Here is a 22,960-nt window from a genome sequence, read left to right on the forward strand (position 1 = left end):
CCTGCGAATTTGCAACCCATCCGCCGTCATGTCAAAGAAGCTGGCCGGTAAGCTATGATCGCCGCGTGAGGATGGACAACGGTGGAGCCGGAGGAAAGGGACAGGCGCAGGTCCTTCGTGGTGGGCGGGACGGAGATCTCGGCGCCGCGGCTCGCGCCGGCGCTCTACCTCGTCGCGACCCCGATCGGCAATCTTTCCGACATCACAATTCGAGCGCTCGAGACGCTCGCTGCCGCCGACCTGCTCGCCTGCGAGGACACCAGAGTAACCCGCGTTCTGCTCGAACGGTACGGGATCCGCAGGCGCATGGTGGCCTATCACGAGCATAACGAGGCGGAGGCGGCACCCCGGCTCATCGGCGCCATAGCGGAAGGCAAGAGTGTGGCGATTGCCAGCGATGCCGGCACGCCGCTGGTCTCTGATCCCGGCTTTCGGCTCGTCAAGGCGGCGCAGGAAGCGGGTGTTCGCGTCATCCCTATTCCGGGTTCCTCGGCGGTGCTTGCCGCGCTGACCGCCTCCGGCCTGCCCACCGATTCTTTCATGTTCGCCGGCTTTCTGCCAGTGAAGGCCGGCCACCGCAGGAGCCGGCTTCAAGCGCTGTCGGGAGTGCCCGCAACCGTCATTTTTTTCGAGTCGCCGCGCCGCCTTGCCGACAGCCTTTCCGCCATGGCCGTAACCCTTGGCACTCGGCAGGCGGTTGTGGCGCGCGAGCTGACGAAAGCCTTCGAGGAAGTCCGTCTGGGAACGCTGGCCGAGCTTGCCGCCCACTATGAGGAGGCGGGGGCGCCAAAGGGCGAGGTGGTCGTTTGCGTGGCGCCGCCCGGCGAGATCGGTCCCGCCGATGCGCAGGAGACCGACCGCCTACTGCTGGCCCTGTCTGCGGAGATGTCTGCTTCCAAGGCCGCCGGCGAGGCCGCGCGCATGACGGGCGCAAAGAAGTCGGAGCTCTATCAGCGCCTGCTTTCCCTCAAGGAGGACGGCGATGGGCGCTGATATCCGGCTCGACCGGCAGAGGGCCTATCGCAAAGGGCATCGCGGCGAGTGGCTCGCCTCTCTTGCCCTCATGCTCAAGGGCTACCGAATCGTCGCGCGGCGCTTCCGGACGCCGCTCGGCGAGATCGACCTCATCGCCAGGCGCGGCAGCCTGATCGCCATCATTGAGGTGAAGGCCAGGCCGAGCCTTGCCGAGGCGATGGAGGCGGTATCCTGCACCGCGCAAAAGCGCATAGACGCGGCGGCCGACCTCTGGCTCGCTCGCCAGCCGGACCACGCCCGGCTCAGCCTGCGCTACGATCTCATCGCCGTCCTGCCCCGGCGCTGGCCGGTGCATGTGGAGAACATCTACACGCCATACCGGTAGCGCCGCGTGCCCGATGTCCTATCGGCGCGTCACGCGCATCGGCAGGCCGCCCTGGGGCTGCGTTGTGAGCTTCTGGACCGGCCAGGGATTAGTCTCCGGCAAGAGATCGAAGCGGTAGCGCGACATGAGAACGGCGAGCGCGATCACCGCCTCCTGCATGGCGAAGGTGGCGCCGATGCAGACGCGCGGGCCCGCGCCGAAAGGCAGATACTGAAAGCGGCCGATCCTGTCGCGGTTTTCTGGATGGAACCGCGAGGGGATATAGGCCTCGGGATCGTCCCACAGTTTCCGGTGCCGGTGCACCGTCCACGGCATCACCAGCACCTGGGCTCCTTTAGGGATTTCCAGGTCGGCATAGAAGTCATTCTGGATCGCCTCGCGGTTGATCGAGGGCGCGGGCGGATATAGCCGCATCGCTTCCTCGAATGCGGCACGGGTGAAAGGCATATCGTCGAGCCAGTTTACCGGGTCGGGCTCCCTGGCTAGCACGGCATCGATCTCGTCCTCGATCCGCTCGCGCTCCTCGGGAAGGTTCGCAAGGCAGTAGATCGTCCAGCCGAGCGCGCGGGCGGTCGTCTCATGCCCGGCGCCGATGAAGGTGATGATGTTGTCCTCGATCTCCTCACGGGTCAGCCCGTCCGGCCCCTCCGCGCGCAGGAGAAGCGTGAGGAAATCTTCAGGCGCTTCGCTGTCTTCGCTCGCCAGCTTCTCCTTCCGCATATCCATGGTGCGCGCGACGATGCCGCGGAAAAAGGCGAGGGAGTTGCGGCCGAGGATGCGCGTGATGCGCGGCAGCCAGTCCGGCGCGCCAAGAAGATCGAGCGGGTCGACGCGGCCCATGGTCTCGAAGAGCCGATCGACCTGATGCGCAAAGCCTTCCGGCTCGCCTGCCACCTCGCCCGAGAAAAGCGTCTCCGCGAGGATATCGAAGGTGAGCATGGTCATGTCGCGCGAGACGTCGACTCGTCCGCCGATCGCCTGCTCGTAACGCTCGGCGAAGGTGGTGGCCTTCTCCAGCATCGGCCCTGCGAAGCCGGCGATGTGGCGCGGCGTGAAGACGGGCGCCATGGCTTTTCGCGAGCGCCGCCAGACCTCGCCTTCCGCCGTCAGCAATCCGTCCCGCAGGATCGGGCGCAGGATCTTCTGGCGCACGCGCGCCATCTTGTAGTTCTTGGCATTGTCCACGAGCACGTGGCGGATAAGGCCCGGATCATTGGCGATGAGCAGCGGCCCGCCGATGCCGCCGGTCACGAAGATCCATGGCTCGTTGTAGGAAGGCTCGCCCCAGAGTTCCAGCGGATTGCGGTAGACGATCCGCATCATCTGCAGCGTGGAGGGCGGGTTTTGCCGCGGGGTTGGTGCGGGCGGGCGGAAGGATGGTTTCGGTTCTGTGAGCAGGGCCATGCTCGATAGCTAGGCTTGGACCCCCGGCGGTTCAATCGCCGCGCAGATATTCCGGAACCGCCGCGCGTCGCAAAAAAAGCCCGCGGCCGGAGCCGCGGGCCAGTCGGCGGGAAAGTACCCTTACTCGTGCACCGCGCCCGAGCCGCCCACGGCGACTATTTCGTAAGGTGCGCCGCCTGTGATCAGCTCGCGCGTCTTCTCTAGGCTCTGCGCGTCGAGCGCGTGGATCAGACCCCTTGAGGGATCTGTGATCATGATCTCGTCCCCGGCCACCGCGATCCGCGGGCGCGGGTCGTTCCAGTGGCCGTCCATGGAATAGGGCTCCGTCACTTCGACGGATTTTGCGATCTTTGCCGACAGGACATTGATCTGGTGCAGCCGCCCGTCCTCCGTGAAGACATAGGCGAATTTCGGCCGCACGGGGTCGACCGCGAAATGCACGCGCCGGACGGGCAGATCGATGAGGCGGAATGCATTCTCGTCCTCCGGGTCGATCAGCACCACCGCCTTCTGTCCGAAATTGCCGAGAAAATACTGGAGGCCCTTGCCGCCCAGAAGCGTGGAGACTTTGGCGTCCTCGGGCAGGCCGCTCGGATAGGCAAGGTGCGTGATCTCGGGCTTGCCGCCCGATTCGCGCACGATCAGGAGCCCCGTGTCGCAGGCGATGGCGATGAGATTGCCGGAGGGCGCCTCGCCGTGCAGGCCGGGGCATTCGGAGATGTCGCCCATCGGCGCGCCGGAGGCATCGACCACCCGCACGCCGACCGGCAGTTCGGAAGGATCCTGCTCGTTCGGCACCGAAATGATGGTGTGGTCCCCGATCGGGACCGCGACGCCGTGATGGGGTGCGGCCGTCTCAATCTGCCTCGGCTCCGCTTTTCCGGCGAGGACATCCGACTCCCTTATGATCCGCACCACCCCCTCGCCGTCGTAGAAGATGGCAATGTCGCCATGATGCGGCACAAAATGTACCGGCTTCTTGCCCGTGATCTCCACGCCCAGCGCCTTCGGATCGGAAATTTCCAGATCGGCGTGGTCGCCATGATCGTCCGTACCGATCCCCGTTGCATAGGCAGCCGCCACATCGGCATCGGCCTGCACCGCGAACACCGCCTTGCCGCTCTCGGTGGGATAAAGGCGCCCTTGGCTCTTCAGCTCGAAAGTCTCGATGATCTTGCCATTGGCGGCATCGAGCACATGCATGGTGGGCTGGTGCCGGTCCGCGACGAAAAGGCGCCAGACGCTCTCGGCCTTCTCCTCCGCCTGTGCCGGTGCGATTGAAAGCCCGAGGAAAAGGCCCAGGGCGCTGCACGGAATGCTCTTCATATTGCCTCCTTTATGTCATAACGTAACATTCAAGGCCGGGCAGATTCCCGCCTGCCGCTGCGGCAGGCGGCGTTTCCGTCCGGACGATTGGCGTGGCTACCGCGCGCCTGAAAGGCAGTCGGCCAGGGAGTCTGCAAGGTTGCGGAGAAGGGCAAAGTAGAGGTCCGGCCCCTCTTCCAAACTTGCTCCTTCGGGATCGAGGACGCCTGTGCGCGCCTGGCTTCCCTCCATCACGATGCGCACGAGCTTCGGCTCGAACTGCGGCTCGGCAAAGACGCAGGCTGCGCCCGTCTCGGCGATCTTTTGGCGGATTTCTTCCAGCCTCTGGGCGCTCGGCACCTGCTCGGGACTGACGGTGATCGACCCCGCCGCTTCCACCCCGAACCGGTTCTCGAAATAGTGGTAAGCGTCGTGGAAGACGATGAAGGGCTTGCCGCGCACCGGCGCCAGTGTCTGTTCGATCTCTGAGGCGAGCTCGTTCAAGCGCTGGTCCAGAGCGACCGCGTTTTTGTCATAGGCTGCCGCGTTGGCGGGATCCGCCTCGCTAAGACTGGCTGCGATCTGGCGCACCATCAGCCGGGCATTTTCCGGATCGAGCCAGATATGCATGTCTTTACCGCCATGGTGGTGGTGGTGATCATGGTCATCTGCGTGAGCATGATCCTGTTCATGACCACCTTCCTCGGCATGGGCGCCATGGTCGTGATCCTCGTCCCCATGGCTGTGCGCCTCGAAGGCGCCACCCTCGCGCATGTCGAGCAATGTGACGCCGGGCGCCTCGGAAAGGGCCACGATGCTTGCACCGCCGGCGAGCGTTCCGAGCGGCTTTTCCAGGAAGGTCTCCACGCCCGAACCGACCCAGAAGACCAGTTTCGCTTCCTCCAACATGCCGGCATCAGAGGGCCGCATGGAATAGGTGTGCGGCGAGGCCGCGCCCTTTACCAGGAGCTGCGGCTCTCCCACGCCCTGCATCACCGCCGCGACGAGCGAATGGACCGGCTTGATCGAGGCGACGACGCCTTCCATAGCGGCAGCTTGTCCCGAGGCGAGAGTCGTCGCGAGCGCGGTGGCCAGAAGAAGAAGACGTGGTGGTTTCATGGGGCTCCCTCATGCACATGAATGTTATGACATTACATCTGATTGCGTAACGCTATAACGTGTGCCATATGCATTGGCAAGAAGGTGAAGGAAGATTGTTGCAGGCGATGGTGAATGGCCCCGGGACACTGGTGGAGATGAGGAATGCCGGCGTGCATCGCGGCGGACGCTGGCTGGTGCGCGGCGTGGACCTGACCGTCCGGCGCGGCGAGATCGTCACGCTGATCGGCCCCAATGGTTCGGGCAAGAGCACGACGGCAAAAGCGGCGATCGGCGTCGTCCGGCCGGATGAGGGTTCGGTCGAGCGGGCATCGGCGCTCAAGGTCGGGTACGTACCGCAAAAGGTGGCGGTGGATTGGACCCTGCCGCTCAATGTCGAGCGGCTGATGAAGCTCACCGGGCGGCTCGACCGCAAGCGGATCGCCGCAGCCCTGGAGGCGGCCGGCATCGCCCATCTTGCCCGCGCCGAGGTTCAGAATCTGTCGGGCGGTGAGTTCCAGCGCGCCCTGCTTGCCCGGGCGCTGGCGCGCGAACCCGATCTCCTGGTGCTGGACGAGCCGGTGCAGGGCGTCGACTTTTCCGGCGAGATCGCGCTTTACCAGCTCATCCGCGACATCCGCGACCGCACAGGGTGCGGCATTCTCCTGATCTCGCACGACCTGCATGTGGTGATGGCCGAGACCGACACGGTGCTCTGCCTCAATGGCCATGTATGCTGCCGCGGCACGCCGGAGAATGTGCTGAAGAGTCCGGAATATATGCGGCTCTTTGGCGCCCGCGCCGGTGAGACGCTGGCGATCTACCACCATCACCACGACCACACGCATCTGGCCGACGGTCGGGTGCGCCAGGCGGACGGCACGATCACCGAAAACTGCCAAGACCATCACCATGCGCATGACGATGGGGATGGAAGTCTCCGGGTGAAGGAGCGCGGACATGCTCGATGACTTCTTCACCCGTGCGATGGTCGCCGGCGTCGGCCTCGCGTTGGTGGCAGGTCCGCTCGGCTGCTTCGTGGTGTGGCGGCGCATGGCCTATTTCGGCGATACGATGGCCCACTCGGCGCTCCTGGGCGTGGCGCTTGCCTTCCTTTTCGAGATCAATCTGACAGCCGGGGTCTTCATCGTCGCGACGGGCGCGGCGCTCGCTCTCTTGTTCCTGCAGCGGCACGGCTCCCTTTCCACCGACGCGCTGCTCGGCATCCTCTCCCACTCGACCCTGGCGCTCGGGCTCGTCATGGTGGCGTTCATGAGCTGGATCAGGATCGACCTCATGGGGTTCCTCTTCGGCGACATCCTCGCCGTCTCGCGCGTCGACATCGCGATGATCTATGGCGGGGGCGTGCTGGTGCTGGCGGTGCTGGCCTGGCTCTGGCGCCCTCTTCTCGCCGCGACCGTCAATACGGAGATCGCCGAGGCGGAAGGCATGAGGCCGGAGCGCGCGCGCTTCATCTTCATGCTTCTGATGGCGGCCATGATCGCCATAGCCATGAAGATCGTGGGCATCCTGCTCATCACCTCGCTGCTGATCATCCCGGCTGCGGCCGGACGCCGCTTCGCATCCACGCCGGAGGTGATGGCCGTTGCCGCCTCGCTGGCGGGCGCCCTTGCGGTGATTGGCGGGTTGACGGCCTCGCTTCGCTTCGACACGCCGTCCGGACCATCGATCGTCGTAGCCGCGCTCATCATCTTCCTGCTGAGTCTCGCCCGGCTGCCTTCCAGGCGGCCTACCCCGATCAAATCCGGAGGACCTTCATGACCGCTCATCCGGAACTCACCCGCAACCAGAGCCTGGTGCTGAGGGCGCTGGACAAGGCGGACGGCCCCCTCAGCGCCTATACCATCCTCGACCGTCTGCGCGACGACGGGTTTCGCGCGCCGCTGCAGGTCTACCGCGCGCTGGAAAAGCTGCAGGAATTCGGCCTGGTCCACCGGCTGGAAAGCATCAACGCTTTCGTGGCCTGCGCGCATCCCAACTGCCACGGCCATGCGATGATCGCCTTTGCGATCTGCCAGACCTGCGGCCGGGTGGATGAGTTTTCCGACGAGGTGGTCGAGGAAAGGCTTGGGAAGTGGGTGAGCGCCCATCGCTTCAAGCCGGAAAAGACCACGATTGAAATCCGCGGCAACTGCGCCGCATGCGCGGGCCTTGCCGAGCGGGCCTAGTTACCGAGCATTCCCTTCTGCGTGAGCTGGATCGCTGCCGGCCCGAGAATGATGGCGAAGAGGACCGGCAGGAAGAAGAGGATCATCGGCACGGTGAGTTTCGGCGGCAATGCGGCCGCCTTCTTCTCCGCCGCGTTCATGCGGGCCTCCCGGCTCTCATTTGCCAAGACCCGGAGGGCCTGGCTTACGGGTGTACCGTAGCGTTCGGCCTGGATGAGCGCTTGCGTGACGCTTTTCACCGCTTCAAGCCCCGTGCGGTTGGCAAGGTTCTCATAAGCCTGCCGGCGCTCGGGGAGGAAGGAGAGCTCGGCATTCGTGAGCGCAAGTTCCTCCGCCAGGTGCACGGACTGCGAACCGATCTCGTCCGCAACGCGGCGGAATGCCTGCTCGATCGAAATGCCCGATTCCACGCAGATGAGCAGCAGGTCGAGTGCGTCCGGCCAAGCGCGTTGGATGGATTTCTTGCGCTTGGCGGCCTTGTTCGAGACATAGAGGACCGGAAGATAGAAACCGGCATAGGCGGCCAGGATGCAGACGAACAGGCGGATGAAGAGCGGCTGCTGCGGCAACGTCCCTAGAACGAAGATGTAGAAGCCGGCAATTGCAAGGCCGGCGAAGGGCAGCACCAGGCGGAAGAAGAGGAACTTCGTCAAAGGCCCCTGGCCGCGATAGCCAGCCGTATTGAGCTTTGTGAGCGCCGCCTCGTCGGCGAGCGCCCGGCGCAGGTCCAGCCGCTCGACCACGGCGCGCATCCGTGAAGCATCCTCCCGGCGCAGGCCGCCTCCGCGCCGCCTGCGTTCGGCCTCTGCCGCAAACCGCGCCCGCTGCTTGGCGCGCAGCTCATCGCGCTCCAGCGCCACTGACTTCATGCGCGCCTTCAGCGTATCGCCGCCGGTGATCGGCACGAGCGTGAAGATCGTGGCGAAGACGGCGACGGCGACGAGCAGCGCGATCAGGAAACTTGGGTCGGTGAGAGTGCGGGCAACGTCTTCCGCCATGCTACACCTCGAAATTCATCATCTGCCGCATGACGAAGATGCCGATGCTCATCCAGACGGCGGAGACGCCGAGGATCAGATGCCCGACGCTCGTGCTGAAGAGGGGCATGATGTAGCCGGGGCTCGTGATATAAACCAGCAGGGCGACGACCACCGGCAGGGCGCCGATGATGGCCGCCGAGGCCTTCGCTTCCATGGAGAGCGCCTGCACCTTGGCCTTCATCTTCTTGCGCTCGCGCAAAACGTGCGAGAGATTGCCGAGCGCCTCGGACAGATTGCCGCCCGCATGGGACTGGATCTGGATGACGATGCCGAAGAAGTTGGCTTCCGGGCACGGCATGGTCTCGGTCATCCGCATCGAGGCTTCCGCCATGGACAGGCCAAGCTGCTGCCCCTCGACCAGCCGCCGGAACTCGGAGCGCACCGGCTCTCGCGATTCCGTCGCGATCATGCGCACCGCGTCATTCATCGGCAGGCCTGATTTGACCGCGCGTACGATAATGTCGAGCGCGTTCGGGAACTCGTTCAGGAACGCCTTCACGCGGCGCTTACGCAAGTAGGAGACGATCCAGCGCGGCAGGCCGAAAAAGCCGGCGACCATAGCGCCGGCAGCCGCCCAAACGGGGGCGCCGAGGATGAAGACCGTAAACGCCAGGAACACTGCGCAGCCGCCTGACAGGACATAGAAGCGTCGCAGGCTCACCTCCAGGCCGGCTTGCCGAATCTGTGTCTTCAGCGAGGGCCTGGCCATCAGGCGGTCCCGGTCCTTCTGCTTGGCTTCCAGCTCCTTCAACGTTTCCTGGATGGATTTGCGTCTTTTGGCGATCTCCGCAGCCCGGTCTCGCCTCGCCCGTATGGCGGTGCTGTCCGTTTCTGCCTTTTTGATGGCCTCCAGCCGCCTCTCGCTGGTCTTCTCGCTGGCGATGGTGTTGAAAAGCAGCGCATAGGCCAACGCGCCGGCGCTGCCTGCGGCGAGCAGGACGAAGCCGAGCAGAGCGGGGCTGAGGCCGAACATCAGCTCCCCTGCTTTTCCATGGATTCAAGGGTGGCGGCGAGGCGCGCCTCCTCGCCGTAGTAGCGCGCCCTCTCCCAGAAGGCAGGCCGGCCAATGCCGGTTGAAACGTGCTTGCCCAGGATGCGCCCCGATGCGTCCTCCCCGCGAATGTCGAAGAGCACGAGGTCTTGCGTGATCACGACGTCGCCTTCCATCCCGATCACCTCGGTGATGTGGGTTATGCGGCGCGTGCCGTCGCGCAGGCGGGCGGCCTGGATGATCACATCCACCGAGCCGACGATGATTTCACGCACGGTCTTCTGCGGCAGGTTGAAGCCGCCCATGGCCATCATGGATTCCATGCGGTTCAGGCACTCGCGCGGGCTGTTCGAGTGGATCGTACCCATGGAGCCGTCATGGCCCGTGTTCATGGCCTGCAGGAGGTCGAAGACCTCCGGCCCGCGCACCTCGCCGACGATGATGCGCTCGGGGCGCATGCGCAGGCAGTTGCGCACGAGGTCGCGCATGGTGACCTCACCCTCACCCTCCAGATTGGGCGGCCTGGTCTCCAGCCGCACCACATGCGGCTGCTGCAGCTGCAGCTCGGCCGAATCCTCGCAGGTGATGATGCGTTCGTCGCGGTCGATATAGTTGGTGAGGCAGTTGAGCAGCGTGGTCTTGCCGGAACCGGTGCCGCCGGAGATGACGACGTTGCAGCGCACCCGACTGATGATCTTCAGAACCTCCGCGCCTTCGGGCGAAATGGTCCCGTAACGGACAAGCTGGTCAAGCGTGAGCTTGTCTTTCCTGAACTTGCGGATGGTCAGCGACGGGCCATCGATGGCCAGCGGCGGTGCAATGACGTTGACGCGCGAGCCGTCCGGCAGGCGCGCGTCGCAGATCGGGCTCGATTCGTCCACCCGGCGGCCCACCTGGCTGACGATGCGCTGGCAGACATTCAGAAGCTGCTGATTGTCGCGGAAGCGGATATTGGTCTGCTCGACCTTGCCGTTCACCTCGATATAGACGTTGCGCGCGCCGTTCACCATGATGTCGGCGATCTCGTCGCGTGCCAAAAGCGGCTCCAGCGGCCCGAAACCCAGCACATCGTTGCAGATGTCCTCGAGGAGCTCCTCCTGCTCGGCGATGGACATCACCAGATTCTTGAGCGCGATGATGTCGTTGACGATGTCGCGGATTTCCTCGCGCGCGCTGTCGGCGTCGAGCTTGGCGAGCTGGGACAGGTCGATGGTGTCGATCAGGGCCGAGAAGACCTGCGTCTTTGTATCGTAGTAGCTCTCTCCGCGCTCCCGCCCTGGTCGCGCTGGCGGCGTACTTGCCGGTACGGCCGCGTGCTTCGTGCGTTTGGCCTGCGCCTCGCCGGGAGATGGGGCAGGCATTGTCGTGAACGCGTCGGGGGCCCGGGGAGGGGTCCGCTCCGACACAGCCGTGTGCCCGCTCGACCCGGGGATTGCGATGGGCTGGGCGGAGCGCGTGTGATCGCCGCCCGTGGTCCCGCCTGACCCTCTCTTGCCGAACATGGGTGCCCGCTACTTCTTGCGCCGACTGAAGAGCGCCGAAAGTCCGGACCTCTTCTTCGGCTTGATCTCGCGCCGGCCGGTGAGCACGTGCGCCAGCTCGTTGAAGGTCTGAACGATGGGATGATTGCGCTCCATCTCGCCCAGCATGCGGCCGTTGTTCGCCGCGTTCCCGAAAAGCTGCGGCTCAAACGGAATGATGGCGAGGGGCGTGACGCCCAGCGGCTCGGAAAAGTCCGCGGCGCTGATTTCCGGGCGCTTCGGCACATTGGCCTGGTTGATGATAAGCTTCGGCGCTTCGTCGTTGGGCCTCAGCTTTTTCAGCGTGTCGACCAGGTTCTTGGTATTGCGCAGGTTGGCAAGCTCGGGCGTGGCGGTGATGACCACTTCATCGGCCCGCGCGAGCGTGGTCCTGGTCCAGCTCGTCCATAGATGCGGAACATCGAGAACGACGAGCGGTGCGCTCCGTTGCGCGGTGTCGATAACCTGCGCGAAGGCCTCCGCTTCGAAATCATACACCCGGTCCAGCGTGGAGGGGGCGGCAAGCAGGGACAGGCGCTCGGCGCATTGTGCGAGCAGACGATCGAGATAAACCTCGTCTATCCGCTCCGGCGAAAACACCGCTTCGGCAATGCCCTGGGCCGGGTCCTGGTCGAAATTGATGTTGGCCGTGCCGAAGGGGAGGTCGAGATCGGCGACCAGGACTTCGCTCTCAAACAGGCTCGACATGGCCCAGGCGAGATTGTGTGCGATCGTTGAGGAGCCGACGCCACCTTTGGCGCCGACAAAGGCGATGGAGCGGCCGAGCGGCGCAGCGTGGGGATCGACGAAGATGTTGGCGATGACGCTGACGATATCCGCCATCGAGATCGGCGCCACCACATATTCCGAAATGCCGGATCTGATCAGCTCGCGATAGAGCCATACATCATTATAGTGTCCGACGATGATCACCTTGCTGGTCGGATCGCAGACCTCTGCAAGCTCCTTGAGCGAGGCAATCAGTTGCTTGGGCTCGTCGCGCGATTCGATGATGACAAGATTGGGCGTCGCCGCGCTCTGGTAGAGCTCAATCGCCGTGGCGATGCCGCCCATATGCACTTTCAGATGCGCCTTCGCCATCCGCCGGTCCTGCGAGGCGCGCTCGATCGGATGCGCAACCGCCTCGGTTTCGCAGAAGGCCTGGATGGAAATGCGCGGCACTGGCCGCAATGCCTGGAGCGCCTTGTCCGGCTCGCCGCTCCAGTTCTCGTGGCTCGTGTCGAAAGCAACGCTGCTCATCTGTCACGCCTCTTGCCCACAGCCACCGGCTAGTAGTCCACTTCCGAGCGACGCCAGAACTCCTCGGCCACCTCGCCGGTCTTGTACCGGCCGATCGCCGTGTCGCGGTTTTCCGCATCGATCGGCGTCGTCTTGCGCGGCCCGAGCAAATCCATCGGGTTTGCGATCTGGGCCGCGAGATTGTTCTGATAGGAGCAGCCGAAATTGGCGTAGTGCTTGTTGTCCGGATTGACGAGGATATCCGCCGGCCACCGGCCGCACGGCCCGGTTGACGCCTTGATGGTTGAATAGGAGATGCGGATCGGCGCCGTCTGCTCGCCGGGCGCCTGATAGGACAGGATCTGCAGATGGCCCCGCGGCAGGCCGCGGCGGTGAAGGAACGCGGCCATGTCCTGGGCAACGCGGCTTGCCGAGGGAGCATTTGCCGATCCGGAGGGCACCAGGATGGTGACCACTGACTCGCCGCTGTCGCCGTAGTTTTCGAGAAAACCGTCTATCGAGGCTTTCTGCTGCGGCGTCATGCGGTAGGCGAGCAGGCCGATCGGAAGATCGAGCACCTGCTCCTTTTCCGTCAGCACGATGGGATGGTTCGTGCGGTAGTCGTCCGGTACGGCGCCCACCGTGATGGAGTCCCGCTTTGCGCAGCCCGCCGCAAGGCCGGCTAGAGCAAGCATCAGGATGGCTGCGCCGCCGCCCCGGACAACAGACATGACGGCCCCCTTCATTTGTAGATGTACCCCACGACACCGTGATAGCGGCCGTTCGGCAGGTTCGTTTTCATGGTTCCGTAGACGCGGTTCACTCGCCCCAGAAACATCCCGGCGCCGTCGCTCGCAGCGTTGAAATTATCATCGGGCTTGGCCAGTTCGGTGCGGGCAACCGGCCGGGCGAGATAGGGCGTGATGATGATCACGAGCTCGGTCTCATTGCGCACGAAGTCGCGGCTGCGGAAAAGCGTGCCGAGGACCGGCACCTTGGACAGTCCGGGCAGTCCGTTTACCGCCTGGCGTATGTCGTCCTGCACCAGTCCGGCGATCATCATCGAGCCGCCCGACGGCAGCTCCACCGTGGTGTCGGCGAGGCGCTTGCGGATCGAGATGATGTTGGTGTCGCCGAGATCGACCGAACCCTGCATGGTCGGCTCGGAGACCTGCGTGCGCACTTTCAGGCTGATCCGGCCGGCTGACAACACCGTCGGCTGGAATTCCAAGCCGATGCCGTATTCGACCTTCTCGATCTCGTAAATACGATCGCCGTCCTTGTTCTCCTCCGACTTTGCGGAGGTGACGCCGGTCACGAGGTTGAACTCGCCGCCGACGCGGAACGTGGCCTTCTCGCCGGAGATCGCCGTCAGGACGGGTTCAGCGAGCGTCTTCATCACGCCGGCCTGTTCCATGGCATTGAGATTCGCGCTGATCAGGGATCCGGCGAGGCCGCCGCCGAAGCCGGTCAGTTGCTTACCGAGGCCCGGCGGGTTGAAAGACTCCACGCCCCATTTTATGCCGTCGACATTGCCCGAGCCGATCATGTTGATGCCGAGCTGCTTCATGACCGAGCGGCTCACCTCGGCCACCGTGACCTTCAGGGTCACCTGGTCCTCGCCGACGATCTGCAGCATGTTGACGATCTGGCTTTGGCGGCGCTGGGAATCGGGGTTGTCGATCCATACGCCGCCGCCATCGGTGGGGGCGGCCGCCGTCTGGGAGTATTGCCCGGTCGTCGCCTCGCCTCCGGTGACGAAGATGGTGGCCAGCTGCGCGGCCCGCGATGCGTCGATGGGCGTTTCCACCGTGCCGGTGAGCACGACATTGTCGTTGATGAGCTCGACCCGGATATCCGAATTGGGGATGAAGCGCTTCAGATGTTCCTCGAGCCCGGCGACGTCCCGTTCCACCGCCACGTCCAGGCTGGCGACCTGCTCGCCATCGGGACCGAACACGAAGATATTGGTCTCGCCGACCTGCTTGCCGAAAAGATAGATGCGGCGCGCGGTCCGCGTGACCGCGTCGGCCACCGCAGGGTTGGCAACGAGGATATCGTAAGCCTCGCGCGGCAAATCGATGACGAGCGATTTGTTGAGGCCGAGCTTAAGCCGCTGCGATCCCACGCCCGAGGCGCTGACGACGTCGTTGGCTCGCGCTGGGGATGGCAGGCCTGGCAGACCCGCCGCGAAAAACAGGCAGATCGCCGCCAGCAGCAGCGGCCTGCATCTTCTTGCGCCCGATCCGAGCATCCTCATCCCTTCCTCCGGCTCATCGACGCGTGCCGACGACGCTGACTTCGCCTGATTTGATGAGGCGCACGCTGTTGCCGCGCCCCTTGCCGGTCACGAGGTAGAGGCCGGGATCGGCCGGCGCCTGGCTCGTATCCGCGATCGAGCGAAGCGACAGTGTCAGCCGGTCCGCCATCTGCTGGGCCACCGTGATCACTTCGGCTTGCTCCGGCGTAAGCTCAAGCGTTGCGGTTTCGCCCAGCTTCACGCGGCGGCCTTCCTCGTCCTCGTGGATGGTCTGGTCGATGGCCAATACCCGGATGTTCTCCAGGATGGTCTCGGTGACGAAGCCGTTGGTGGCGGCCGCGTCATCGGACCGGCGCGTCATCACCACATCCACATAATCGTTGGGGAGGATGAAGCCGCCGGCCGAGGTGTCGGCGGCGATCTGCGTGGCGACGGCCCGCTTCCCCGGCGGCAGGATTGCCGACATGAAGCTCTGGCCCGCGCCTTGGACGAGCTTGGCGCGGCGCAGCGGCTCGCCGGCATAGAGGGTAACGCGGGCGACCGCGTTCTGCAGTTCCTCAACCGCCTTGGGTTCGCGATCTCTTGTGATGAAGGTGTCGTTGATCGAGTCCGCCGGCCAGGCCTGCCAGCGCACGGCGCTGCCAAGCGTCTCGCCCATTGGCACGTCCTCGGCGATCACGAGGACCTCGCTTGTCTTGATCGCCGGTTCGGAAGGCCCGGGCTGCACCACCACGACTTCTTGCGAGGCAGCGAGATTCTTGGCGAGATAGCCCGCGCCGACCGCCGCAGCGACTGCGACGCCCAGTATCATGATGCGGGACTTGTTCATTCCACTGCCCCTCGACGCAACCTACCCCGGGGCAGACCTGATCACGCAAAGGTCAAATTATGGTTAACACTTCGGTTACAAGCATGATTAACTGATCCTTGCCTGCGCTGCGGACGTCGCAGTCCGGCGCTCCGAGGATCGACGCGCGGAACGGGGAGACTTCGTGAAAATCACTGCCATTCATGTCTACCAGGTGGATCTCCCGCTGAAGGAAGGCCGCTACGCCTGGTCAAACGGCAATTTCGTCGAGGTCTTCGATTCGACCGTGGTGGCGATAGAGACGGATGCGGGGCTCGCCGGCTACGCCGAATGCTGCCCCCTGGGCTCCGCCTACTTGCCGGCCTATGCCCGCGGCGTTAGGGCCGGACTTGAGGAAATCGCCCCGAAACTCATCGGACTGGACCCCACCGACATCGTTGCCGTCAACCAGGCGATGGATGCGGCGCTCAACGGCCATCCTTACGTAAAGTCGCCCATCGACATCGCCTGCTGGGATCTGCTCGGCAAGGTGGCCAAGCTGCCGCTGGTCAAACTGCTCGGCGGTGCAGCTCAGCCCGATGTGAAGCTCTATCGCGCCATTTCGCAGGAAGAGCCGCAGACGATGGCCAGGAAGATCGCCGGCTACAAAGCCGAAGGCTATACGAAGTTCCAGCTCAAGGTCGGCGGTGATCCTCGTGAAGACATTGCGCGCATCCATGCCTGCCGAAAGATCCTGCACGAAGGCGATATCCTGGTGGCCGATGCGAATACGGGCTGGACGCGGCACGAGGCGGCGCGCGTGATAGCGGCGGTGGCCGACCTCGATCTTTACATCGAGCAGCCCTGCCTCACATATGAGGAGTGCCTCTCCATCCGCCGGCGCACGGGCAAGCCCTTCGTGCTCGACGAGAACATCACCGGGCTTGAAACCCTGGTGCGTGCGATCGCCGACGATGCGATGGACATCGTCAACCTGAAGATTTCGAAAGTGGGTGGGTTCTCCAAGGCGCGGGCGATGCGCGATCTCTGCGTCGCCCACGGCATTTCGATGACGATCGAGGACACCTGGGGCGGCGACATCGTCACGGCTGCGATTGCTCATCTCGCGCAATCCACTCCGGCGGAGTTCGTCTTCTCCGCCACGGACTTCAACTCCTACGTGAGCAAGACGATTGCGCACAATGCCCCCAGGCGCGTTGGCGGTGCCATGAAGACACCGGAGGGGCATGGGCTCGGAATCGAGCCCGATTTTGCCGTTCTTGGATCTCCAGTCCTGTCTTTCTGAAGGAGCGGACCCGGCGGACCATAAACTTTTACGAAAACTTCACTCTATTTATATCTGATCAAAGCACTTCTCGGCTGTTCCGGAACGTTTTTTGTCCGGCTTTGTTACGCCCATGAGCCAGAGCGCCATGAAACTTGCGAGAGAGAAAATGCTGCGAAGGGACGAAAAGGCAGATGGTGCGTCCGAGACGGCGCGTCTCATCAGCCGGCAGATTCGTCACGCGGAAAATGCGCGATTTCTGCGCCGACTGCCGGGCTTCGAGCTTCAGCGGGAGCTGCCCGGGTCGCTGCTCGATCTCCTCTGCAAGTTGCAGGAGGCGGAGAGCGCCTCCGCGCAGCGCCGGCACGGCACCCGCTGAACCAAGGAGTGCAAATGCAAGAGCCGGGCAGGCGCTAGCCTGTCCGGCTCTTCATCTTTGAGCGGGCATGAAGTCGTCCGCAGCTTACGCAGCGCGCTTCTTGCTGGCCGGCAACAGACCTTCGCGCTGTGCCTGCTTGCGCGCCAGTTTGCGGGCGCGGCGGATGGCCTCGGCCTTCTCGCGCGTGCGGCGCTCGGAGGGCTTCTCATAGGCGCGGCGCGCCTTCATCTCGCGGAACACGCCCTCGCGCTGAAGTTTCTTCTTCAGTACCCGGAGGGCCTGATCGACATTGTTGTCACGAACGACGACCTGCAATGTATTTCCTCATTCCGTTTGTGTTTCTGCAAATGCCGCCGGCGCCTTTCGGCGCTGAGGCGGCTTACAAAGCCGCCGGCTGGGACGACTCGGAGAGGCGCGAGCTATAGCAGCAATCGCGCCTGCTGCATCATGAAAAAGAAATATAATGCAGGCCGGCTCCGCTTCCAGGGGGTAGGGCGGAAAGCGGCACGCTACTGAGCGGCGCGGCGCCAGGAATATCTGCCCGTTCCGGCGGGCGCGGCAGCGCTGGGCTGGTAGTGAAGCGGGATGCCACCGCGGCGTCCTTCCTCGAGGCGCTTCAAGGTCGGTTCGTTCCTCACTTCGAAACTCGAGAACCCGCAGCGCAGCATGTGCGGTATCTGGTCGATCAGCACCTCGCCCGTGGCCCGGATGTCGCCCTGGTAGCCGTAGCGCGAGCGCAACAGCTCGGCTTTCGAATAGCTGCGCCCGTCATTGAACTTTGGATAGGCGAGCGCAACGAGCGGCAAACGATCGAGGAAGGGCACGAGCGGCTCGATCGCCTCGCCCGGCAGCACCTCGACGCCTAGCCGGCCAAGCGGACCGTCGCGCAGCGTCGGATCGAGCGCGAGGAAGGCCGCGAGCGGCAGGATGAGATTGCCATTCCCGCGCAGCGCCTCGGCCCCGTCTGTTCGCTCCCACAGGTCCTCGCGGAAGCCTTCCGCGGTCCAAAGCCGCGGTGCGGTCTGGGGTTCGCCCGTATCCATCCTAAGCGGCCGTCGTGAGGTTTTCGAGAACGGGAAGGTGTATGCCGCATTCCGTCTTGGCGAAACCGGCCCAGCGGCCGCTGCGCTCGTCCTCGCCCGGCTTTACCGGCTGGGTGCAGGGGAAGCAGCCGATCGACAGATAGCCGAAGGCGACCAGCGGGTTTTCGCGCAGGTCATGCGCCCGCATATAGGCGGCCTGATCGGCTGTGGTCCAGCGCGCCAACGGGTTGATGCGGATGCGGGGGCCTACCGCCTCGAAGACCGGCATCTGCGCCCTGGTCTGCGCCTGGTGACGCTTCCGTCCGGTGAACCACGCGGCATAGGGGCTCACCGCGCGCGCCATCGGCTCGACCTTGCGGATTTCGCAGCACAGGTCGGGATCGGACTTGTGGAGGTCGTTCTTCGCGTCGCGGGCGGAAAGCGCCTCGCGTTGGGGGTGCACAACGATCAGGTTGGTGAGGCCCAGGTCATCCGCCAGCTGGTCGCGATATTGCAGCGTTTCGCCAAAGTGCTGGCCGGTGTCGAGGAAGAGCACCGGCAGCGTGCTGTCGACATTCGCCACCATGTGCAGGAGCACCGCCGAATCGGCTCCGAAGGAGGAGACCGTCGCGATCCCGCCCTCGGCGCGGAACCGTTCCACGGCAATCTCGATGATCGCCTCGGCTTCCAGATGGCCGTAGCGAGCCTCGAGCTCGATCGCCTCGATTTCCGAATCAAGCGGCTTTGGCTTCGCTGCCATAAAGCGCCTCCTTGAAGGGTGCGGGGCCAAGCCGCCGGTAGGCGGCGAGGAAGTTTTCGTTATTGTCCAAGCGCAGGCCGAGATAGGTGTCGACGATGGTCTCCACCGCGTCGACGATCTCGTCCGGTCCGAAGCCGCGGCCGATGATGTCGCCCAGCGCCGTGTTCTCGTCGCCCGAGCCGCCAAGCGTGACCTGGTAGAGTTCCGCGCCCTTCTTCTCGACGCCCAATATGCCGATATGGCCGACATGGTGGTGGCCGCAGGCATTGATGCAGCCGGAGATCTTGATCTTGAGATCGCCGATTTCTTCCTGCCGCGCCTGGTCGGCAAAGCGGTTCGAAATCTGCTGCGCCACGGGAATGGAGCGCGCATTGGCAAGCGCGCAGTAGTCGAGGCCTGGGCAGGCGATGATGTCGGTCACCAGCCCCGCATTGGCCGTCGCGAGCCCGATCTCCACCAGCCTGTCATAAACCGCCTTCAGGTCGGCGCGCGCGACGTGCGGCAGGACCAGGTTCTGCTCGTGGCTGACGCGGATCTCGTCAAAGGCGTAGGCGTTGGCGAGATCGGCGACGGCGTCCATCTGGTCGGCGGACATGTCGCCTGGAACCTCGCCGATGCCTTTGAGGGAGATCGTGACGGAAACGTAGTCGGGATTCTTGTGCGTGTGCAGGTTGCGGCGCAGCCATGTGGCAAAGCCCCGGTCGGCATTGGCCGACGCAGCAAGCGCCCGGTCGCCCTCTGGGCGGGGCGGCAAGGCGGGCGGCGCGAAATAGGTTCCGATGGCGCGGATATCGGCCTCGGGCAGCTTGAGCTCGCTCTCCTTCAGAGCCTCGAACTCCTTCTCCACTTGGGCCGTCAGCTCCGCCGTGCCGGTCTCATGCACCAGGATCTTGATGCGCGCCTTGTATTTATTGTCGCGCCGGCCATGGAGGTTGTAGACGCGCAGAATGGCCGTGCAGTAGGAGAGGAGGTGCTCCTCCGGCAGGAAGTCGCGGATTTTCTTGGCCACCATGGGCGTGCGGCCGAGCCCGCCGCCGACATAGACCGCAAAGCCGAGCTCCCCGGCCGCATTCTTCTTCAGATGCAGGCCGATATCATGCACCTGAACGGCGGCGCGGTCGCGTTCCGCTCCGGTCACGGCGATCTTGAACTTGCGGGGAAGATAGGAAAATTCCGGATGCAGGGACGACCACTGCCGCAGGATCTCGGCATAGGGGCGCGGGTCGGCAACCTCGTCGGCGGCGGCACCGGCGAAGTGGTCGGCCGTGACATTGCGGATGCAGTTGCCGCTGGTCTGGATGGCGTGCATCTCCACCGATGCGAGCTTCTCCAGGATGTCCGGGATATCCTTCAGCGCCGGCCAGTGGAACTGCAGGTTCTGCCGCGTCGTGAAATGGCCGTAGCCCTTGTCATAGGTGCGTGCGATATGCGCGAGCATGCGCATCTGCCGCGACGACAGCGTGCCATAGGGGATGGCGATCCTGAGCATATAGGCGTGCAGCTGGAGATAGACCCCGTTCATCAGCCTGAGCGGCTTGAACTGGTCCTCCGTGATCTCGCCGGCAAGCCGCCGCTCCACCTGGTCGCGGAACTCGGCGACACGGGCGTTTACGAAGGCATGGTCGAATTCGTCGTAACGATACATTCCTCAGATCCTCAGACGAGCGACGCCGCGGGCTTCTTCGCCTGCTTGCCAAGTTCGGGATGGATGCTCGGTCCGGCGGCACGGATGCGTTCGCGCAGCCGCAGCGGACGGACGGCGCCGTCGACGATCTCGACATCGATGAGCTCGACGTCGAGCACCTGGTTTTTCGCCACCGCTTCACGGCCTGCCTGCTCAAGGCGCGCCTCGCCCTCCTTGTCGCGGACGATCTCAGCCTCCGCGATGTCCTCGACCCAGCGGCCGCCCTGTCCAAGCCAGACGGCCACGCCGTCGATCAGCCTGTTCGCGGCGAGCAGTTTCATCGTCTCGCCTCCACGGTTGCTAGCGCGTAGGCGGCAAGGGGCTCCGAGCGGTCGAAATTGGCCCCGGCGACGGCGTCGCCGATGATGGTGAGCACGGGGCCTTTGAGATCGGTGCGACCCTGCAGCGCCGGCAGGTCCGAGAGCGTGCCATGAAAAAGGCGGCGGCTGGCGAGGCTTGCATTCTCGACCACGGCGACGGCCGTTTCGGGCGAAAGCCCTGCGTCCTGCAGGCGGCCCGCGACCTCGGCCGCGGTGGAGCGGCCCATATAGACGGCAACCGTCGCGCCATCGATCGCGAGTTTTGCCCAGTCGGGGAGGGCGCTGCCCTTGAGATCGTGTCCGGTCGTGAAGACCATGGAGGAAGCCACTCCGCGCAAGGTCAGCGGCAGTTCGAAATCGGCGGCAGCTGCAAAGGCGGCAGTGACACCCGGCACCAGCTCGTAGGAAATTCCCGCCTCTCGCAGCGCCGCTATCTCCTCGCCGGCGCGGCCGAAGACGAGCGGATCGCCGGATTTCAGCCGCACCACGCGCTTGCCCTCGCGTGCCAGCTCCACGAGCAGGTGGTTGATCTCTTCCTGTGTCTTTGAATGGCAGCCCTTGCGCTTTCCGGCGGCAATTCGCAGGGCGTCGCGGCGCCCCATCGCGATCACCGCCTCCGGCACCAGCGCGTCATGCACGATGACATCGGCCTCCATCAGCAGGCGCTGCGCACGCAGAGTCAAAAGGTCCTCGGCGCCGGGGCCGGCGCCAACCAATGCAACATGGCCGGTCTCGACCCCCTGGCTCCGCAGAAGCGCTTCCACGGCTCCGGCGGCGCGATGCGCGTTGCCGGTTTCGATGGCGCGCGCGGGGCTGCCGGTGAAAAAGGTTTTCCAGAAGCGGCGGCGTGCAACACCCTTGGCAAGGCGCCGCTCGACGGTTTCGCGGTAGGACGCGGCGAGGGTCGCGAGCCGGCCGAGGGAGGGGGAGAGCATCTGGTCGATGCGCGCGCGGATCATCTGCGCCAGCACCGGCCCGGCCCCTTCCGTGCCGATCGCGACAGCGACCGGCGCACGGTTGACCAGGGCCGGCGTGAAGAAATCGCAGAGGTCGGGGCGGTCGACGGCGTTGACGGGAATGGAAAGCGCCCGGGCATCGGTCACCACGGCGCGGTCGGCGCTTTCGTCGCCTGTGGCGGCGAAGGCGAGCACGGCGCCATGGAGATGGGCCGCCTCGTAGGGCGCGCGGACAAGCGCCGCGTCGTTGGCGGCCGCCCAATCGGCCAGGACTGGCTCCGGCGTTTCGGCTACGATCAGAAGCTCGGCGCTCGACTGGGCCATGAGCCGCGCCTTGGCGAGCGCCTCGTCGCCGCCGCCGACGATGACGACACGGCGGCCGTCGACCCGCATGAAGACGGGAAAGGCGTTCAGCTTTGCGGTTTCGCCAGCCATGGAAAAAAATGCTCCTGATCAGTGGCTCGAATTGTGCCTGCAGGTCGAAAAATTCAGAAGGAACCCAGTCGCGCGGGAGCTATAGCCGCGCAATCGGTTTTCCGCCGCTTCCTCCGTGGGAAGAAAAAACATCCCTCGTTGCCCGCGCCCCCGGGTGAGGCGTGGAACGCCGCCCTTTCCCGGTAGTTTTGTGCAGGAGCGAACAAACATCAAGCAGGGAGTTAGAAATGGCGGGAATCCGTCTTGAAAATGGCATCTGGGTGCTCGTGGCTGACGGCGAGAAGGCGCTGTTCCTGCACAATAAGGGCGACGCCGAATATCCAAATCTGGAGGTGGTGCGCGAGATCCGCGATGACGCTTCGCAGGGCAACGAGCCGCCCGGCCGCTCCGGCAATGGCGGCGGCCAGAACGCCACCTTCCAGGAAACCGACTGGCATCGCTATGGAAAGGAGCGCTTCGCGGAGGAGATCGCCGAGCGGCTCTACAAGTTCGCCCATCGCGGCGAATTCGACAGGATCATCATCGTCGCCCCACCCGCGGTGCTCGGCACGCTGCGCAAGGAGCTCCACAAGGAGGTGACTGCGCGGGTCGCGGCCGAACTGCCCAAGACGCTCACCAATCACACCACCTGGGACATCGAGGAACTGCTCAAGAACGCTGCTTAGAAGCGGTGGCGCTGCGCTCCCCGGGCAACAGGACAGAAAGGGGCGCACGCGTCATGGCCGCCACGCCCGGCTTTTCGCCGTCTGGCCATTGAAGAAGGTGGGAAGCGGGGCGCGTGATCCGTGCCTCTCTGTTAGTTAATCGTGGCGCGTTCCACGCGCCCCGCCGGCCGCTGTCCCGACATTGGCCGGTCACTCGGGTCTTTCTTCCGCCCCGGCTGCACCCAATGAAGGGGGTGGTCTTTGCCGGGCCGAAGGAAAAGC

24 protein-coding genes are annotated in these 22,960 nt (G+C 64.6%); 8 read left to right on the top strand and 16 right to left on the bottom strand.

Features of this window, described 5'->3' with window-relative positions:
- The first annotated feature begins 81 nt into the window (after window positions 1-81).
- On the top strand, window positions 82-993 hold the full coding sequence (gene rsmI, locus RIN79_RS17420; protein WP_309085953.1) for a 16S rRNA (cytidine(1402)-2'-O)-methyltransferase: 912 nt from the start codon (window positions 82-84) through the stop codon (window positions 991-993).
- Window positions 983-1,360, top strand: a complete 378-nt coding sequence (locus tag RIN79_RS17425) for a YraN family protein (protein WP_309085954.1) — start codon at window positions 983-985, stop codon at window positions 1,358-1,360. The genes rsmI and RIN79_RS17425 overlap by 11 nt, the downstream gene beginning before the upstream one ends.
- An 18-nt stretch (window positions 1,361-1,378) precedes the next feature.
- On the opposite strand, the gene RIN79_RS17430 is transcribed toward RIN79_RS17425, so the two are convergent.
- The 3 genes from RIN79_RS17430 to znuA form a co-directional block, all read right to left on the bottom strand.
- Complete coding sequence (locus RIN79_RS17430; protein WP_375165962.1) at window positions 1,379-2,764, bottom strand: cytochrome P450; 1,386 nt, start codon at window positions 2,762-2,764, stop codon at window positions 1,379-1,381.
- Window positions 2,765-2,884: 120 nt separating this feature from the next.
- The gene (gene aztD, locus RIN79_RS17435; protein ID WP_309085955.1) at window positions 2,885-4,090 is read right to left on the bottom strand and encodes a zinc metallochaperone AztD; all 1,206 of its coding nucleotides are present in this window, start codon (window positions 4,088-4,090) and stop codon (window positions 2,885-2,887) included.
- A 96-nt stretch (window positions 4,091-4,186) separates the two neighbouring features.
- Window positions 4,187-5,188: a zinc ABC transporter substrate-binding protein ZnuA gene (znuA, locus tag RIN79_RS17440; protein WP_309085956.1), complete on the bottom strand. Its 1,002-nt coding sequence runs from the start codon at window positions 5,186-5,188 to the stop codon at window positions 4,187-4,189.
- Window positions 5,189-5,295: 107 nt separating this feature from the next.
- On the opposite strand from znuA, the gene RIN79_RS17445 reads away from it, so the two are divergent.
- From RIN79_RS17445 to RIN79_RS17455, 3 genes are read left to right on the top strand one after another with little or no spacing between them, the layout of a single operon-like run.
- Window positions 5,296-6,138 carry an ATP-binding cassette domain-containing protein gene (locus tag RIN79_RS17445; protein WP_309085976.1) on the top strand — a complete coding sequence of 281 codons (843 nt, stop codon included), beginning with the start codon at window positions 5,296-5,298 and terminating at the stop codon, window positions 6,136-6,138.
- A complete protein-coding gene (locus RIN79_RS17450; RefSeq protein ID WP_309085957.1) occupies window positions 6,128-6,949 on the top strand; it encodes a metal ABC transporter permease in 822 nt (273 codons plus the stop codon). The genes RIN79_RS17445 and RIN79_RS17450 overlap by 11 nt, the downstream gene beginning before the upstream one ends.
- Window positions 6,946-7,356 carry a Fur family transcriptional regulator gene (locus RIN79_RS17455; protein ID WP_309085958.1) on the top strand — a complete coding sequence of 137 codons (411 nt, stop codon included), beginning with the start codon at window positions 6,946-6,948 and terminating at the stop codon, window positions 7,354-7,356. Before RIN79_RS17450 ends, RIN79_RS17455 begins: the two co-directional genes overlap by 4 nt.
- On the opposite strand, the gene RIN79_RS17460 is transcribed toward RIN79_RS17455, so the two are convergent.
- From RIN79_RS17460 to cpaB, 7 genes are all read right to left on the bottom strand, one after another.
- On the bottom strand, window positions 7,353-8,354 hold the full coding sequence (locus RIN79_RS17460) for a type II secretion system F family protein (protein WP_309085959.1): 1,002 nt from the start codon (window positions 8,352-8,354) through the stop codon (window positions 7,353-7,355). The two genes, RIN79_RS17455 and RIN79_RS17460, sit on opposite strands and share 4 nt — an antisense overlap.
- 1 nt (window position 8,355) lies before the next feature.
- On the bottom strand, window positions 8,356-9,369 hold the full coding sequence (locus tag RIN79_RS17465) for a type II secretion system F family protein (protein WP_309085960.1): 1,014 nt from the start codon (window positions 9,367-9,369) through the stop codon (window positions 8,356-8,358).
- Entirely contained in the window at window positions 9,369-10,748 is a 1,380-nt protein-coding gene (locus tag RIN79_RS17470) for a CpaF family protein (RefSeq protein WP_375165963.1), read from the bottom strand. Before RIN79_RS17470 ends, RIN79_RS17465 begins: the two co-directional genes overlap by 1 nt.
- Window positions 10,749-10,898: 150 nt before the next feature.
- On the bottom strand, window positions 10,899-12,167 hold the full coding sequence (locus RIN79_RS17475; RefSeq protein ID WP_309085962.1) for a CpaE family protein: 1,269 nt from the start codon (window positions 12,165-12,167) through the stop codon (window positions 10,899-10,901).
- A gap of 29 nt (window positions 12,168-12,196) precedes the next feature.
- Window positions 12,197-12,877 carry a CpaD family pilus assembly protein gene (locus RIN79_RS17480; protein WP_309085963.1) on the bottom strand — a complete coding sequence of 227 codons (681 nt, stop codon included), beginning with the start codon at window positions 12,875-12,877 and terminating at the stop codon, window positions 12,197-12,199.
- Window positions 12,878-12,888: 11 nt separating this feature from the next.
- The gene (locus RIN79_RS17485) at window positions 12,889-14,400 is read right to left on the bottom strand and encodes a type II and III secretion system protein family protein (RefSeq protein WP_309085977.1); all 1,512 of its coding nucleotides are present in this window, start codon (window positions 14,398-14,400) and stop codon (window positions 12,889-12,891) included.
- 19 nt (window positions 14,401-14,419) lie between these two features.
- Window positions 14,420-15,235 (bottom strand): Flp pilus assembly protein CpaB, encoded by an 816-nt coding sequence (gene cpaB / locus RIN79_RS17490; protein WP_309085964.1) that lies wholly within the window; start codon window positions 15,233-15,235, stop codon window positions 14,420-14,422.
- Window positions 15,236-15,398: 163 nt separating this feature from the next.
- Between cpaB and RIN79_RS17495 the strand changes: the two genes are divergently transcribed.
- On the top strand, window positions 15,399-16,499 hold the full coding sequence (locus RIN79_RS17495; protein WP_309085965.1) for a cis-3-hydroxy-L-proline dehydratase: 1,101 nt from the start codon (window positions 15,399-15,401) through the stop codon (window positions 16,497-16,499).
- A gap of 148 nt (window positions 16,500-16,647) precedes the next feature.
- Window positions 16,648-16,857 carry a hypothetical protein gene (locus RIN79_RS17500; protein WP_309085966.1) on the top strand — a complete coding sequence of 70 codons (210 nt, stop codon included), beginning with the start codon at window positions 16,648-16,650 and terminating at the stop codon, window positions 16,855-16,857.
- Window positions 16,858-16,941: 84 nt separating this feature from the next.
- On the opposite strand, the gene rpsU is transcribed toward RIN79_RS17500, so the two are convergent.
- From rpsU to cysG, 6 genes are all read right to left on the bottom strand, one after another.
- Complete coding sequence (gene rpsU, locus RIN79_RS17505) at window positions 16,942-17,172, bottom strand: 30S ribosomal protein S21 (protein ID WP_309085967.1); 231 nt, start codon at window positions 17,170-17,172, stop codon at window positions 16,942-16,944.
- Window positions 17,173-17,366: 194 nt separating this feature from the next.
- On the bottom strand, window positions 17,367-17,900 hold the full coding sequence (locus RIN79_RS17510) for a DUF934 domain-containing protein (RefSeq protein ID WP_309085968.1): 534 nt from the start codon (window positions 17,898-17,900) through the stop codon (window positions 17,367-17,369).
- Window position 17,901: 1 nt separating this feature from the next.
- Window positions 17,902-18,639 (bottom strand): phosphoadenylyl-sulfate reductase, encoded by a 738-nt coding sequence (locus RIN79_RS17515; RefSeq protein ID WP_309085969.1) that lies wholly within the window; start codon window positions 18,637-18,639, stop codon window positions 17,902-17,904.
- A complete protein-coding gene (locus tag RIN79_RS17520; RefSeq protein ID WP_309085970.1) occupies window positions 18,614-20,284 on the bottom strand; it encodes a nitrite/sulfite reductase in 1,671 nt (556 codons plus the stop codon). The genes RIN79_RS17515 and RIN79_RS17520 overlap by 26 nt, the downstream gene beginning before the upstream one ends.
- 11 nt (window positions 20,285-20,295) lie before the next feature.
- Window positions 20,296-20,604 carry a DUF2849 domain-containing protein gene (locus RIN79_RS17525; RefSeq protein WP_309085971.1) on the bottom strand — a complete coding sequence of 103 codons (309 nt, stop codon included), beginning with the start codon at window positions 20,602-20,604 and terminating at the stop codon, window positions 20,296-20,298.
- Window positions 20,601-22,034 (bottom strand): siroheme synthase CysG, encoded by a 1,434-nt coding sequence (cysG, locus tag RIN79_RS17530; protein WP_309085972.1) that lies wholly within the window; start codon window positions 22,032-22,034, stop codon window positions 20,601-20,603. The genes RIN79_RS17525 and cysG overlap by 4 nt, the downstream gene beginning before the upstream one ends.
- Window positions 22,035-22,261: 227 nt before the next feature.
- Between cysG and RIN79_RS17535 the strand changes: the two genes are divergently transcribed.
- Window positions 22,262-22,699, top strand: a complete 438-nt coding sequence (locus RIN79_RS17535; protein WP_309085973.1) for a host attachment family protein — start codon at window positions 22,262-22,264, stop codon at window positions 22,697-22,699.
- Window positions 22,700-22,960 lie beyond the last annotated feature (261 nt).

This window comes from Chelativorans sp., from assembly GCF_031180965.1.
Lineage (GTDB): Bacteria > Pseudomonadota > Alphaproteobacteria > Rhizobiales > Rhizobiaceae > Chelativorans.